This is a genomic window from Neisseria perflava, assembly GCF_019334725.1.
Lineage (GTDB): Bacteria > Pseudomonadota > Gammaproteobacteria > Burkholderiales > Neisseriaceae > Neisseria > Neisseria subflava_A.
Window position 1 is genome coordinate 491,030 of the sequence record NZ_CP079818.1, and the last position, 15,138, is coordinate 506,167.

The window sequence follows — 15,138 nt, forward strand, 5'->3', positions numbered from 1 at the left end:
CGCAGTCCGCGCAGCACCGTCCGAAATTACCGGCGCTACGATAATAAGAAGATGTAGGCTGCCTTATTTTGTCCGAAACATCAGCATTCGGACGGCAGCGGAACCATCAACCTTTCCGCCGCATTGTTCTTTATTTCCTTCTTTATCCGAATCCGTCCGCACATGGCTTGAGCTCAAGCATGCAACCTTGCGGATTTCAAATCAAATACTGGTTACACGGGGATTTTCCCATCTTGCCTTTGAAGAGTGCCAACCGGACAGACAGGCCGTCTGAAAAAGATATTCACAAATCAAACGGCCGCTGTTCACGAGGTGACTATGAAAAGAATGTTATTTAACGCAACGCAGGCCGAAGAGCTGCGCGTTGCCATTGTCGATGGCCAAAACCTTTTGGACTTGGACATCGAAACGCTGGGCAAAGAACAGCGTAAAGGCAATATCTACAAAGGTATCATTACCCGCATCGAGCCGTCGCTGGAAGCGTGTTTCGTCGATTACGGAACCGACCGCCACGGCTTTTTGCCGTTTAAGGAAGTATCGCGTTCATATTTCCGCGACTACGAAGGCGGCAGGGCGCGTATTCAGGACGTGCTCAAAGAGGGCATGGAAGTTATCGTCCAAGTCGAAAAAGACGAGCGCGGCAACAAAGGCGCGGCGCTGACCACTTTCATCAGCCTGGCCGGCCGCTATTTGGTATTGATGCCGAATAATCCGCGCGGCGGCGGCGTATCCCGCCGTATCGAAGGCGAAGAGCGCCAAGAGTTGAAAGCCGCCATGGCCGAACTCGATATTCCGAACGGCATGAGCATTATTGCCCGCACCGCCGGCATCGGCCGCAGCGCGGAAGAGTTGGAATGGGACTTGAACTACCTCAAGCAACTCTGGCAAGCCATTGAAGAAGCAGGCAAAGCACACCATGACCCTTACCTGCTCTTTATGGAAAGCTCGCTGCTGATTCGTGCGATTCGCGACTATTTCCGTCCCGATATCGGCGAGATTCTGGTGGATAATCAAGAAGTTTACGACCAAGTTGCCGAGTTCATGAGCTATGTCATGCCGAGCAATGTAGGCCGTCTGAAACTCTATCAAGACCACACGCCGCTGTTCTCCCGTTTCCAAATCGAACACCAAATCGAAAGCGCGTTCTCACGCAGCGTCAGCCTGCCTTCCGGCGGCGCGATTGTGATCGACCACACCGAAGCCCTGGTTTCCATCGACGTCAACTCTGCGCGCGCTACACGCGGCTCGGATATTGAAGACACCGCGTTCAAAACCAATATGGAAGCCGCCGAAGAGGTCGCCCGCCAAATGCGCCTGCGCGACTTGGGCGGTTTGGTCGTCATCGACTTCATCGACATGGAAAATCCGAAACACCAACGCGATGTTGAAAACGTCCTGCGCGACGCGCTCAAAAAAGACCGCGCCCGCGTGCAAATGGGCAAACTTTCGCGTTTCGGCCTCTTGGAATTGAGCCGCCAACGTTTGAAACCGGCTTTGGGCGAAAGCAGTCATGTTGCGTGTCCGCGCTGTGCCGGTACCGGCGTCATCCGCGGCATCGAATCCACCGCCTTGCACGTTTTGCGCATCATTCAAGAAGAAGCGATGAAAGACAACACCGGCGAAGTACGCGCACAAGTGCCTGTCGATGTTGCCACCTTCCTGTTGAACGAAAAACGCGCCGAGCTGTTTGCGATGGAAGAGCGCTTGGATGTGAACGTCATCCTGATTCCAAACATCCACTTGGAAAACCCGCACTACGAAATCAACCGTATCCGCATTGACGACGTAGAAGAAGACGGCGAACCGAGCTACAAACGCGTTGCCGAGCCGGAAGAAGACGAATCCGCCAAACCTTTCGGCAGCGAAAAAGCCAAAGCTTCCCGTCCTGAGCCAGCTGTCAAAGGCGTGCGCCATACCCAGCCTGCACCGACTGTCGCCCCTGAGAAAAAAGCCTCTTGGTGGGACAGCTTCAAAGCTTGGTTGAAACGCATTTTCGGCGGCGAGCCTGCCCCTGCCGCAGTTGCTCCAGAGCCTGCCGAAAAACGCACGGCAAACAACCGCAGCCCAAACAGCAACCGCCGTTCAAACAGCCGCCGTCAAAATCCACGCCGCAACAACAAACACGACGGCAGCAAAGTCGAAGTGCGCGAAGTGAATGCTGAAGCTGCCGACAGCAAGTTTGAAGAAAACAAATTAAACGAAAGCCGCAACGACGAGCGTAAAGACAGCCGCCGCAACCGCAACCGTAATAACCGCCGCGATGATCGAAACAACGAGCGCAACCGTGTTGAGGAAGTGGTTGAAGACGTAAACGTTCAAGAAGTGGTTGCACTGGCTGAGATGCCGTCTGAAAACCAAGCGGAACAAAACGGCAATAAACGCCGCCGCAACAACGGCCGTAACGAGCGCAACCGTCATCAATCTGCGGAAAACCGTGTTGAGGACGCGAACATTCAAGCAGCCGATGGCGAACAGGCGCAAGTTGAAGCGGACGATAACGCCCGCAGCGAAGAGGGTGTGAAAAACAACGGCCGTCAAGGACGCGACCGCAACAACCGTCAGCGCAACAACCGCAACGACCGCCGTTCCAACAGCAAAAAACGCAATATTCCGTCTTCGGCAAAAATCGAGCAATACCTGAACATTACCGATACCGCCGACAAAGTCCTCTTTGCCGTAGCGCATGTTTTGGGTTTGAACGAAACGGTTGAAGTTGCAAATGCGACATTGTCTTCTGAAAGCAACCAAGCCGAGCCGCTGGTAATTGTGGTATCCGAGCCTGAAGTTGCCAGCGCAGAGCCATTCGTATTTGCGATTGAAAGCGAAGACGAACCTGCCGTCGCGCAAACTGAAGGCGCTGATGCCGAACAAGCCCTGCTTGCTTCTGCAGTCAGCAACGTCAAAGAAGCCATTTCTGCAGTATTGTCTCCGAATGAAACGGCTACTGTTGCACCAGCCGAAGTGCCAACCGAAACTGTTGCCACACAAACTGAAACCGTAGCCGAAGCAGCGCCTGTTGCAATCGTTGTGCCTGAGAGCTTAGGCGATTTGATCTTCGTTGAAACCGATCCGCAAGCCGTTGCCGCTTTTGCCGCGCAACCACAACCTGAACTGGTTGCTAAAACACGCCGTTCGGATGTACCTAAAGTAGAAGTGGAAGACGTAGCAGTCGAAATGATTTTGGTGGAAACACGCAAAGACTAAGATTGGTTTTCCATTAAAAGCCCGATGTTGAACGCATTGGGCTTTTTTATTGGCAAGGAGGTGCGCTGCTCATTTTCTTTGTGTTTGCTATGAGGGTTGCTACATGGTTGAAAAAGCAGGATTGCTTGCTGAGAAAGGGAAGGGCGTGATTCTTTCAATGAGAAGGACTTAACGAAATAGATTGATATGAGAAAAGGCCGTCTGAAATGGTTTCAGACGGCCTTGGTTTGTGTGTATGTTTAGGTATTGTGATTATTTTTTGTTCAGAGAGTCACGGATTTCGCGCAACAACAGAACTTCTTCGCTAGGCTCTGCTGGTGCTTCTTCAGCAGGAGCTTCGGTTTTTTTCACGGAGTTGATGGCTTTAACCACGCAGAAGATGGCAGCGGCGATGATCAGGAAGCTGATCACAGTGTTGATGAACAGACCAATGTTCAAAGTAACGGCACCGGCTGCTTGAGCGGCCGCCAGGCTGGCGTAACCAGCTTCAGGAGCGGCTTGTGCGCCGTCTTTCAGCGTGATGAACAGGTTGGAGAAATCAACGCCACCAATCAGCAGACCGATAGGAGGCATGATTACATCGTCAACCAATGATTTGACGATGCCGCTGAATGCTGTACCGACAACCATACCGACTGCGAGGTCGATCACGTTGCCACGCATAATAAATTCTTTAAATTCTGAAGCGATTGACATAATTAATCTCCTGTATGTGTTTGAGTCAAAATCAGATGTGATTCAATAAATTGGCAGGCATATTAACGCTTTATCGGTTAAGAAAAATTCATTAATGTTAAATTTTGTATTTTAGGCCAAAAATGCCCTGCTTCTATGCCTTCTGTATGAAAAACAGGCCGTCTGAAATTTTTCTGTTACTTTTTTGCACCACTTTTTATTAGTGGCTAAGTATCAGATAACATGAATGTTATCTTTGGAATCAATGCTCTATCTTGCCTTTTAAATGAGATGAAATGATAATGTTGTAATGTTAGTAACATAATACGCCAAAGCATACGACAATCATGTTTCATGCGCATAAAAAACGCACTTTCATCATGAAAGTGCGTTTTGCGTGAAAGCTGTTTAGTTCTCTTCGTCGTTCAGCGCGTTGATGCTGTAACCGCCGTCAACGTAGGTAATCTCGCCGGTGATGCCGGAAGCGAGGTCGGACAGCAGGAAGGCGGCTGTGTTGCCGACTTCTTCGGTGGTAACGTTGCGGCCCAATGGGTTGTGGGAAGCGACGTGGCCCAAGAGTTTGCTGAGATCGGCGATGCCGGAAGCAGCCAGGGTTTTGATCGGGCCTGCGGAGATGCCGTTGCAGCGGATGCCTTCTTTGCCCAGGCAAGCGGCAGTGAAGCGGATGCCGGCTTCGAGGCTGGCTTTGGCCATGCCCATAACGTTGTAGTTAGGAATGGCACGAACGGCGCCCAAGTAGCTCAGGGCAACGATTGCGGCGTTGCGGCCCTGCATCATCGGACGGGCGGCTTTTGCCAGTGCAGGCAGGCTGTATGCGGAGATTTCGTGAGCGGTGTTGAACGCTTCGCGGCTGATGCTGTCGAGGAAGTCGCCGCTCAAAGCTTCTTTAGGGGCGAAGCCGATGGAGTGAACCAAGCCGTCCAAGCCGTCCCAGTGTTTGCCCAAGTCAACGAAAACTTGGTTGATTTCGTCGTCGCTGGCAACGTCGCAGCGGAACACGAGTTCGGAGCCGAGTTCGGCAGCCATTTTACGGACGCGCTCTTCCAGTTTGTCGACAACATAAGTAAATGCCAATTCCGCGCCTTGTTCGCGGCAGGCTTTGGCGATGCCGTAAGCGATGGAACGCTCGGAGATCATGCCGGTAATCAGAATTTTTTTGCCTTGCAAAAAGCCCATTTTCTTATCCTTTAGCAGTGGTATTGCGGTTGCATTAAACTGCGCATTATAGCAAAAACCGCTGTTTCGGCATAGAAAACAACGGATAATTCTTTGTCTTGCCTCAAATAGGGATGAGGTTGTCTGCCGGGGCCGTCTGAAACCTGACGGAACGGCGGCAAAACGTTATACTTGATAGTCTTAATGACCGATGTTTCAGGAGTGAACCATGCCCGAGCAAAACCGCATTCTTTGCCGAGAACTCAGCCTGTTGGCGTTTAACCGCCGTGTACTGGCTCAGGCGCAGGATACGAAAGTTCCTTTGTTGGAACGTTTGCGTTTCCTGTGCATCGTGTCTTCCAATTTGGACGAATTTTTTGAAGTGCGCATGGCGTGGTTGAAACGCGAAAACAAATTGCGTCCGCATCAGCTGCTCGACAACGGCAAAACCGCGGCCGAAACCATCGAAGCGGTGGCGAAAGAGGCGCAGGCCTTGATCCGCGAGCAGTACGATCTGTTTAACAAAGTATTGCAGCCTGCACTCAGCCGCGCCGGCATTCATTTCTATCGCCGCCACAAATGGACGGCCGCGCAGAAAAAATGGATCGAGAACTATTTCGACAACGAGCTGTTGCCCATTCTCACACCCATTGGACTTGATCCGTCACACCCGTTTCCGCGCCCGTTAAACAAATCGCTCAACTTCGCCGTCGAACTTGAAGGCACGGATGCGTTCGGCCGTCCGTCAGGAATGGCGATTGTGCAGGCTCCGCGCATTTTGCCGCGCGTCGTCCCCATGCCGTCTGAAATTTGCGGCGGCGATGCAGGCTTTGTGTTCTTGTCTTCGATTTTGCATGCCCATGTCGGCAAACTCTTTCCCGGCATGAAGGTCAAAGACTGCCATCAGTTCCGCCTCACGCGTGACAGTGATTTGACGGTTGATGAAGAAGATTTGAAAAACCTGCGTGCCGCGATTCAAAACGAATTGCACGACCGCGAATACGGCGACGGCGTGCGCTTGGAAGTGGCGGATACTTGTCCGGCGCATATTCACGACTTCCTGCTTGCCCAGTTCAAACTGACTTCTGCCGAGCTGTATCAGGTCAAAGGGCCGGTCAATTTGGTGCGCCTCAATGCCGTCCCCGATTTGGTGGACAGGCCAGATTTGAAGTTTCCGCCGCGCAATGCAGGCCGTCTGAAAGCCTTGCGCAAAAACGGCTCCGTATTCAAACTGGTTAAACAGTCGCCTATCTTGCTGCACCACCCGTATCAGTCTTTCGATCCGGTTGTCCAAATGATACGCGAGGCTGCAGCCGATCCGGATGTATTGGCCGTCAAAATGACCATCTACCGCACCGGCAGCAATTCCGAGCTTGTGCGCGCATTGATGAAGGCCGCCCTTGCCGGTAAACAAGTAACCGTCGTTGTCGAACTGATGGCGCGTTTTGACGAAGCCAACAACGTCAACTGGGCGAAACAGCTGGAAGAGGCAGGTGCGCACGTCGTGTACGGCGTATTCGGCTACAAAGTCCATGCCAAAATGGCTTTGGTTATCCGTCGCGAAGACGGCGTGCTCAAGCGTTATGCCCACCTCGGTACCGGCAACTACCACCAAGGCACATCGCGCATCTACACCGACTTCGGCATCATCACCGCCGACGAACAAATCACTGCCGATGTGAACATTCTGTTTATGGAAATCACAGGTTTGGGCAAGCCGGGCCGTCTGAACAAGCTCTATCAAAGCCCGTTTACCCTGCACAAAATGGTCATCGACCGCATCAAGCAGGAAACCGAACACGCCAAAGCAGGCAAACCGGCGCGGATTACCGCCAAGATGAATTCCCTCATCGAGCCGAGCGTAATTGATGCGCTGTATCAAGCCAGCGCGGCAGGCGTGCAAATCGACTTGATTGTGCGTGGTATGTGTACTTTGCGTCCGGGTGTAAAAGGCTTGTCCGAAAACATCCGTGTCCGCTCCATCATCGGCCGCCAACTCGAGCACTCGCGCGTGTATTGCTTCCATAACAACGGCGCAGACGATACCTTTATCTCCAGCGCCGACTGGATGGGGCGCAACTTCTTCCGCCGCATTGAAGTTGCCACGCCGATTACCACACCCGAACTCAAAGAACGCGTGATCCGTGAAGGTTTGGAAATGGCCTTGGAAGACAATACCCAGGCTTGGCTGATGCAGCCTGACGGCAGCTATGTTCGCACCCAGCCGCAAGACGGCGAGCCTGCGTTTGGTTTGCAGGAAGGTTTGTGGAAAATATACGGACGTTGAGTTAAATAATGTCTTAGGCCGTCTGAAACGCAGGTTTCAGACGGCCTTTTTGCTCAGCGTTATTTTAGAAACTCAGCTTCGCGCCGAGGGTAACAGTACGCGGTTCGCCGATGGAGAGGAAGGGCATAGTGCTGTTTGAGCCGGTGCTGGAGATGTAATGCACTTTGTTGCCGAGGTTTTTACCGGTGAGGCGGACGGTCAGGGGCAGTTTGCCGACTTTGGTGTCGTAGGTCGCGAAGGCGTTATAGACCGTAGCGGACGGCAGGGTGAACCAGTTGCCGCGTGTGTCGCCCACACCCCATGAGCCGATATAGCGCGCTCCTGCACCGACACGCCAGTTGCCGCCCAGGGCTTTACCGAAATCGTAGGTCAGGGTCAGGCCGGCTTCGTGTTCGGGCACGCTGTCAAAAGCCTGTCCGACAACGGCGGGATTGGAGGCGTTTTCGAGGATTTTGGTGTCGGTATAGGTGTAGTTGGCGGAAATGCCGAGCTTGTCGGTGATTTTGCCGTTGACATCGATTTCGGCACCGTAAGCGCGGTTTTTGCCGGTTACGCGGGTTTCGTCGTCCACAGTGCCGATGATGTTGCGTTTGGTAATGTGGAACAGGGCGAGGTTGGCACTGAGCAACTTGCCATTGTATTTGGTGCCGACTTCATACGAACGCGAAGTTTCGGGCGGCAGCTCTTTGCCTTTGAAATCGGTACCGCGGGCCGCATTGGGGTTGAGCGATTGGGCATAATTGGCATAAATCGACCAGTCGGGGCGCAACAGATAGACGGCGCCGATTTGCGGCAGCAGTTTGAAGCCTTCGCTGTAGTTGCGGAAACGGTTTACCCCGTAGCCTTTGCCGGAAATGCTGCGGTAGTATTGTCCGCGCAGACCGGCAGACAATATCCATTTGTCGCCGATATAAGCGTTGTCCTGCATCAAAATTGCGGCGGTTTTCATGCGCTCGTATTGGCCGCTGTCTTTGGCATTGGGCTTGGTGCCGGAGGAAGCGATCAGGCTGTCGCCGACGTATTGCGGGTTGTCGATGGAGAAGCCCGGGATATTTTTGCTTCGGTACATATCGCCGAAGGACAAAGTGTTGTCTTGGGCTTGGACGGCGAAGCGCAGTTTGTGGGTAATGTTTTCGTTTTGGTCAACCAGACCGTTGAGCGAGAATTGCAGGTTTTGCCCTTCGTGTTTGGCGGGGCGCGTACCGTCCACGCGGCGGACGACTTGGCGGGTAGCGGCGTTGTAAGACATGATGCGCGCCTGCCAGTCGTTGTAGAGGTTGCGGCTGTAACCGTACACGCCTTTGACGGTCCAATTATTGTTGAGTTTGTGTTCGCCGCTGATTTGCAGGTTGTGTGCGTCTCCTTTGGAGATATTGAAAGGCTCGTCCAAGCGGCGGCGCGCCGGAATGTCGATAGGCTTGCCGTAGCTGACGGAATCTTTGTTTTTGGGACTCAAATCCAGGTAGGTACCCCGGTCAAAGGGGACAGAATAGTTTTGGTATTCGTATGCAGCTAAAAACTTGGTGCGGCCGTTCTGCCAAGAAATCGATGGAGCGAGGACGTTTTGGCGGAACTTGCTGTGTTCCGAACCGTGTTCGCGCCAATGCTCTTTACCCAGATAGTCGGCGATGAAGCGGTAAGCAAAGCCGCTGTTGCCTATGGGGCCGGTCGTGTCCAGACCGACTTGGCGCATATTGTGGTTGCCGACTGTCGCGCTGATGCTGTTTTCCGCTTGATAAAGCGGTTTTTTAGCAACAATATTGATGACGCCGCCGGGGTCTTGCACACCGTATAGTACAGATGCCGGCCCTTTTAACACTTCCACGCGCTCGGCGGTTGCCGTGAAACTGCGCGATTGGGTCGATTCCACACCGTTGCGCATCACGGAATGGTCGCGGTTGCCGCCGTAGCCACGCTTCACAACCGCATCCAGCGTCCCCGCCATATTGTTGCCCTGATGCAGGCCGCTGATGCCCACCAGTGCATCTTCCAACATATGTGGCTGCTTGTCCTCAAGCTGTTGCTTCGTTACCGTGTCAATACTGTAAGGTGTATCCAGGATGGAGGTATTCACGCCGGTGATGTCCGACCGCTCAGCCTTGTAACCTGTCTCCATCACCAAACGGCGACCTCGGACTTGTACGGTTTCCAAATCTACTTTTTGTTCGGCGGGTGCATCGGTGTCATTATTGCCTGCAGCCTGGCTTTGACTGCCGATTGTAAGCAAAATCAATGCAATGGGAGTAAAGCGAAACATTATTTAATCCTTGTTAATAATGGAAATCTCGATATTGTTTATAAAAGGGAGCGTTATTTTACATTAATCGCGAAAATAAATAAATTTTATTCCTATTTAAAAAGAAGAAATAATTTTCAAGTGGGATGACGGGGATTAAAGACAGCTTATTCATTTCGTATAAACTGTCTGGCAAGTAGGCTTTGCCGTTATAATTCCGTTTCCCAATCTTTCAGACGGCCTTTTCCTATGAAATCCTACCCTGATTCCTATCTCCATTTTGAAAACCTCGAATCTCCCGAAACGCAAGATTTTGCCGCCGCAGCGCATGCCGAAACGCGCGCGCGTTTTTTAGAAAACGACAAAGCACGCGAATTGTCTGACGGCATTTTGGCGCAGATGCAGGACACGCGGCAGATTCCGTTTTGTCAGGAACACCGCGCGCGGATGTACCATTTCCATCAGGACGCGGAGTATCCGAAGGGCGTGTACCGCGTGTGCACGGCGGCGACTTATCGTTCCGGCTATCCTGAGTGGAAAATCCTGTTTTCAGTGGCGGATTTCGACGAATTGCTCGGCGACGATGTGTATTTGGGCGGTGTGTCGCACTTGGTGGAAAAGCCCAACCGCGCGCTGTTGACTCTAAGCAAATCGGGCGGCGATACGGCGTACACGCTGGAAGTGGATTTGGAAGCAGGGGGGGTGGTAGAAGGTGGCTTTCACTTTCCGGCAGGTAAAAACCATGTGTCGTGGCGCGATGAAAACAGCGTGTGGGTGTGTCCGGCTTGGGACGAACGCCAGTTGACCGAATCGGGCTATCCGCGCGAAGTGTGGCTGGTGGAGCGCGGCAAAAGTTTCGAGGAAAGCCTGCCGGTGTACCAAATCGATAAAGGTGCGATGATGGTGAACGCGTGGCGTTACCTTGATCCGCAGGGTTCGCCGATTGATTTGATTGAAGCGTCGGACGGTTTTTACACCAAAACCTATTTGCAGGTGTCGTCTGACGGCGAGGCAAAACCGTTAAACCTGCCCAATGATTGCGATGTGGTCGGCTATCTGGCGGGGCATCTTTTACTGACGCTGCGCAAGGACTGGAACCGCGCGAACCAAAGCTATCCGAGCGGCGCGCTGGTGGCCGTAAAATTAAACCGCGGCGAATTGGGTGCGGCGCAGCTTTTGTTTGCGCCCGATGAAACGCAGGCATTGGAAAGCGTGGAAACGACCAAGCGTTTTGTGGTGGCGAGCCTGCTGGAAAACGTACAAGGCCGTCTGAAAGCGTGGCGCTTTGCCGATGGCAAATGGCAGGAAGTCGAGTTGCCGCGCCTGCCTTCGGGCGCGTTGGAAATGACCGACCAACCGTGGGGCGGCGACGTGGTTTACCTTGCCACCAGCGATTTCACCACGCCGCTGACGCTGTTTGCGCTGGATTTGAACGTGATGGAGCTGACCGTCATGCGCCGCCAGCCGCAGCAGTTTGATTCAGACGGCATCAACGTGCAACAGTTTTGGACGACTTCGGCCGACGGCGAGCGCATTCCTTATTTCCACGTCGGCAAAAACGCCGCCCCCGACACGCCGACCTTAGTCTATGCCTACGGCGGTTTCGGCATTCCCGAATTACCGCATTATCTGGGCAGCGTCGGCAAATATTGGTTGGAAGAGGGCAACGCCTTCGTGTTGGCGAATATCCGCGGCGGCGGCGAATTCGGCCCGCGCTGGCATCAGGCGGCGCAAGGCGTGAGCAAACACAAAAGCGTCGACGATTTGCTGGCTGTCGTGCGCGATTTGTCCGAACGCGGCATGAGTTCGCCCAAACACATCGGTTTGCAGGGCGGCAGCAACGGCGGCCTGATTACCGCCGCCGCCTTCGTGCGCGAACCGCAAAGCATAGGCGCGCTGGTGTGCGAAGTGCCGCTGACCGATATGATCCGCTATCCGCTGCTGTCCGCCGGTTCAAGCTGGACGGATGAATATGGCAATCCGCAGAAATACGAAGTCTGCAAACGCTGGCTGGGCGAATTGTCGCCGTATCACAATCTTTCAGACGGCATCGATTATCCGCCAGCGCTCATTACCACCAGTCTCAGCGACGACCGCGTCCATCCCGCCCACGCGCTCAAGTTCTACGCCAAACTGCGCGAAACCTCGCCGCAATCTTGGCTCTACTCGCCCGACGGCGGCGGCCATACTGGCAACGGCACGCAACGCGAATCCGCCGATGAACTGGCCTGCGTGTTGCTGTTTTTGAAAGAGTTTTTGGGGTAGAAGCAAGCAGCAGGACTGACCGTTTTGTAAAGTTGAGAAACAAAATACTCTTGTTTCGGCAAGTAAAAAGAAGGCCGTCTGAAAAACGAATATTAAAGTTTTTCAGACGGCCTTCTTTTCTTTTAACTTTCAACATATCCCGATAAAATGGACACTTTGTAAGTGATCATTGATGGAAGACGCAATTATGGCAACCGAACCGAAAAATTATACACGATTTAGAAAATAATTTCAAACAAAACAATATATTAAAACTCAAACAAATCTTTCCCGAAGTCTTTTGCGAAGACCAAATCGACTTTGAGAAACTCAAACTCGTCCTTGGTGCAGAAAACCTTGCCGGTGTGGGCGAACGTTATCAACTCGATGCTGTAGAAACTAGTAGCGTTGTTTACAGTATTTCCAGGAGAATACTGAAACATGAACATGCACAAAAACACCCGTCTCACCCCGTCTCTGGATTTGAATATCCTCAACGGCATCATGCGCCAAGCCGTGTTGCAGCAGCTGCAAACCTACTTGGGCGCGGACACCATCATCGAAACGCACATCACCCGCGACATGCTCGAACGCGCAGAAAAAATCCGCCTCTCCAACGCCTTGAGAGGCGTGTTTGAGGCGGATTTGGTGTACTAGGAACAATCAATGATTTCTCGGAAATGGATAAAGCCTGAAGGCGATTATTCATTAGACGGTTTATCTGTCTGAGACTTGTGAGTTTGTAATATGCGCACGACCTTACCCTCATAACGCTGGCTTAACCACGCCTGTATCCGCTCGTGATCTTTGGCAGGTAGTGGCTGCTCCAATTCGAGAGAGACAACGACGATATCGTCATATGTATCTGTCTTCGGTTCTGCGTTTTTTTGGCTTTCAGACTGTTCGGAAACAGGCGTTGTTTGCGCTTTATCCCAAGCCAAGCCGCGTCCGACAACGATTTTTTCCGCTTCCGGATATTGGGCTTTTAATTCCTTGAGTACCGCTGCATCGTCGATATCGGAGGCTTTGCCTGCCAGTATGGTATCGATATAGGCCTGCTGCTCTTTCAGCTCATTTTGCTGCTGAACCGGGTTGTTTCGGCTTGCCAGCAATTCTTCGATTTTGGCATCGTTCCCTCCCGCATAGACCACGTTGACCTTCGGCTCTTTCACCCCCGACGCGTTAAGGCTTTTCACCAGCAAGGCGGAAATTTTCTCGGCATTGCCCGTTCCATTGACAATCAGACCGACTTTATTTTCTCTGTGGTTCAACATCTTACGCAGCACGAAAAAACCTTCCTGTTGCTGCGCAGTGGCAATGGCGGCATTGGCTCTGGTGTTGAAGATCTCCTGACGCACCAGTCCTGATGCCATATAGCCGCTCGGAATCATCACAGCCAACACGACGGCAGTAATAATGATGCTTTGCAACCGGCGTTTGGATTCCGTTACCAACCCCCTGCGCGGCAGCTTGAGCAGCTTGGAAAACAACAAGGTCGAAAAAGCGATGAACACGCAGTTGATGGCAAAAAGATATGAAGCACCGAGAAAGTAGTGCCAGTTGCCATGTGCCAGTCCGTAGCCCGCAGTACACAGGGGTGGCATCAATGCGGTAGCAATCGCCACACCCGGTATGGCATTGCCTCCTTCTTTTCGAGTCAGCGCCACAATACCCGCACTACCGCCGAAGAAGGCAATCAACACATCCCAAAGGGTCGGCTGAGTACGCGCCAAAAGCTCGCTTTGCGCCTCTTTAAGCGGGGTTAACAGGAAATACAACGTAGCGGTAATCAAGCTGATGACGACGAATATAATAATATTGCGCACGGCTTGACGGATCAGCGCAGTATCCCCTACCGCCAAACCGTAACCCATACCTACAATCGGCCCCATCAACGGCGAAATCAACATCGCGCCGATCACTACAGCCGTGCTGTTTACATTCAGACCGATACTCGCCACGGCAATGGCAAACATCAATACCCACATATTGGTTCCGGACACCCGAGTATTGGCGCGGATGACGGCATCAATTTTATCGGGATGGGCCTGGTCATGCGCAAGATTGAACACATCTTGCAACTTGGTCATGGCACCATTGTCTTCTTTTGGCTGATTTTCTTGTTCTTCTTGGTTTTTAATGTTTTCTTGGTCTTGCATTTTCATCCTTAAATCAATCTTAACGATTGTCTCTGAATATTTAATTAACTGGAATTTCGGATACTGATAATTATGCTTTAATACTGATTTCAAATATGATTAAGCAGATACCTTGCAGAAGGTTAGCATACACATGAAAACGCTGACAACGCTGATCCTGCGTAGGCCTTCACGAAACCAGCATATGCAAAAACCTTCTCTCAAATCCAATTCCTACTTTTTCAGCAGCAACCGCCATCAAAATTTTTTAAGGGGCTGTACTAGTAGATTAGCCCTAAATTTCACACCATTTTTGCAGGATTTTTAGCTGCCGGGACGGTGTGCCGAAGTTAAATCGAAATTCGCATTCTTTCAAGAACAGCGGGAAAGATTTGCGATCGATTCCGTTGTATTTGCGCAAGACGCGTTTTGCCTGATTCCAAAAATTTTCAATGCCGTTAATGTGGTTCTGACGGTCGGCAAATTCCTTGGAATGGTTGATGCGGTAATGGATGAAACCGCTCACGTCCAACTTGTCGTAGCTGCTCAGGCTATCCGTGTAAACAATGCTGTCCGGCATGATTTTCTTTTTAATGACAGGGAGTAACGTTTCAGACTTGGCATTATCCACCACAACGGTAGAGACCCGTCCGTTGCGTTTCAGAATGCCGAAGACAACCACTTTTCCTGCCGCACCGCGACCACGTCTGCCTTTACGCCGTCCGCCGAAATAGCTTTCGTCCAACTCGACAGGGCCCTCAAAAACCTCATCGGCAACCAAGGCCAGATAATGGCGGATAACCATACGAATTTTGCAGTAGAACAGAATAGCGGAGTTGGGCTGAATGCCCAAAATATCGGCAGCGGAACGGGCGGTAACTTCGAGTACAAAAAAACGAAGCAGTTCTTTCTGTACTTTTTTTCTTTAATTTGCAGTGTGTTATCTTCATATTTCGAGGGTAACATATCTGCTAATCTAGTACAGCCCCTTTTTTTAATAATGTTAATGTTAATACGTAACAAAACAAATTCCCGCTTGTAGGTTAAAATCAGGCTATGCTAATATGCACAACAACAGGTTTTTACTGAATAATCTGTGCTAAAATGCAGGATTAGATGGAAAACTCTATCCGAATTCGGTACAATACCGACGAATTATTTCCCTTAAACAACCTGCC

The 15,138-nt window shown here is 51.7% G+C and carries 9 protein-coding genes and 1 pseudogene; 4 read left to right on the top strand and 6 right to left on the bottom strand.

All coding sequences use genetic code 11. From position 1 onward, the window contains the following. Window positions 1–318: 318 nt before the first annotated feature. Window positions 319–3,204, top strand: coding sequence for an Rne/Rng family ribonuclease (locus tag LPB400_RS02500; protein ID WP_219089296.1), 2,886 nt, complete (start codon window positions 319–321; stop codon window positions 3,202–3,204). Between the two features lie 252 nt (window positions 3,205–3,456). Here LPB400_RS02500 and mscL read toward each other — a convergent pair whose 3' ends face one another. Further along, complete coding sequence (gene mscL, locus LPB400_RS02505; RefSeq protein ID WP_070591900.1) at window positions 3,457–3,900, bottom strand: large conductance mechanosensitive channel protein MscL; 444 nt, start codon at window positions 3,898–3,900, stop codon at window positions 3,457–3,459. A gap of 387 nt (window positions 3,901–4,287) precedes the next feature. Next, entirely contained in the window at window positions 4,288–5,076 is a 789-nt protein-coding gene (gene fabI / locus LPB400_RS02510) for an enoyl-ACP reductase FabI (RefSeq protein WP_003748060.1), read from the bottom strand. A gap of 208 nt (window positions 5,077–5,284) precedes the next feature. On the opposite strand from fabI, the gene ppk1 reads away from it, so the two are divergent. Further along, window positions 5,285–7,342 carry a polyphosphate kinase 1 gene (ppk1, locus tag LPB400_RS02515; protein WP_049332845.1) on the top strand — a complete coding sequence of 686 codons (2,058 nt, stop codon included), beginning with the start codon at window positions 5,285–5,287 and terminating at the stop codon, window positions 7,340–7,342. A 64-nt stretch (window positions 7,343–7,406) separates the two neighbouring features. Here ppk1 and LPB400_RS02520 read toward each other — a convergent pair whose 3' ends face one another. Beyond that, window positions 7,407–9,599: a TonB-dependent siderophore receptor gene (locus LPB400_RS02520; RefSeq protein ID WP_219089299.1), complete on the bottom strand. Its 2,193-nt coding sequence runs from the start codon at window positions 9,597–9,599 to the stop codon at window positions 7,407–7,409. Window positions 9,600–9,827: 228 nt separating this feature from the next. On the opposite strand from LPB400_RS02520, the gene LPB400_RS02525 reads away from it, so the two are divergent. After that, the gene (locus LPB400_RS02525; RefSeq protein ID WP_219089300.1) at window positions 9,828–11,843 is read left to right on the top strand and encodes a prolyl oligopeptidase family serine peptidase; all 2,016 of its coding nucleotides are present in this window, start codon (window positions 9,828–9,830) and stop codon (window positions 11,841–11,843) included. Window positions 11,844–12,091: 248 nt separating this feature from the next. On the opposite strand, the gene LPB400_RS02530 is transcribed toward LPB400_RS02525, so the two are convergent. Beyond that, window positions 12,092–12,265, bottom strand: coding sequence for a DNA topoisomerase (locus LPB400_RS02530; RefSeq protein WP_219089302.1), 174 nt, complete (start codon window positions 12,263–12,265; stop codon window positions 12,092–12,094). Between LPB400_RS02530 and LPB400_RS02535 the strand changes: the two genes are divergently transcribed. Next, a complete protein-coding gene (locus LPB400_RS02535; RefSeq protein ID WP_225905451.1) occupies window positions 12,264–12,479 on the top strand; it encodes an aminotransferase class IV in 216 nt (71 codons plus the stop codon). The two genes, LPB400_RS02530 and LPB400_RS02535, sit on opposite strands and share 2 nt — an antisense overlap. A gap of 44 nt (window positions 12,480–12,523) precedes the next feature. On the opposite strand, the gene LPB400_RS02540 is transcribed toward LPB400_RS02535, so the two are convergent. Further along, window positions 12,524–13,981 carry a DUF389 domain-containing protein gene (locus LPB400_RS02540; protein WP_070734913.1) on the bottom strand — a complete coding sequence of 486 codons (1,458 nt, stop codon included), beginning with the start codon at window positions 13,979–13,981 and terminating at the stop codon, window positions 12,524–12,526. Between the two features lie 274 nt (window positions 13,982–14,255). Then, window positions 14,256–14,910, bottom strand: a pseudogene (locus tag LPB400_RS02545) (IS1595 family transposase). Between the last annotated feature and the right edge of the window lie 228 nt (window positions 14,911–15,138).

Coding starts and splice junctions, on each gene's coding strand:
- mscL (WP_070591900.1), bottom strand. CDS start 3,900: ATGTCAATCGCTTCAGAATTTAAAGAATTTATTATGCGTGGCAACGTG.
- LPB400_RS02540 (WP_070734913.1), bottom strand. CDS start 13,981: ATGCAAGACCAAGAAAACATTAAAAACCAAGAAGAACAAGAAAATCAG.
- LPB400_RS02520 (WP_219089299.1), bottom strand. CDS start 9,599: ATGTTTCGCTTTACTCCCATTGCATTGATTTTGCTTACAATCGGCAGT.
- LPB400_RS02530 (WP_219089302.1), bottom strand. CDS start 12,265: ATGTTTCAGTATTCTCCTGGAAATACTGTAAACAACGCTACTAGTTTC.
- LPB400_RS02535 (WP_225905451.1), top strand. CDS start 12,264: ATGAACATGCACAAAAACACCCGTCTCACCCCGTCTCTGGATTTGAAT.
- LPB400_RS02500 (WP_219089296.1), top strand. CDS start 319: ATGAAAAGAATGTTATTTAACGCAACGCAGGCCGAAGAGCTGCGCGTT.
- LPB400_RS02525 (WP_219089300.1), top strand. CDS start 9,828: ATGAAATCCTACCCTGATTCCTATCTCCATTTTGAAAACCTCGAATCT.
- fabI (WP_003748060.1), bottom strand. CDS start 5,076: ATGGGCTTTTTGCAAGGCAAAAAAATTCTGATTACCGGCATGATCTCC.
- ppk1 (WP_049332845.1), top strand. CDS start 5,285: ATGCCCGAGCAAAACCGCATTCTTTGCCGAGAACTCAGCCTGTTGGCG.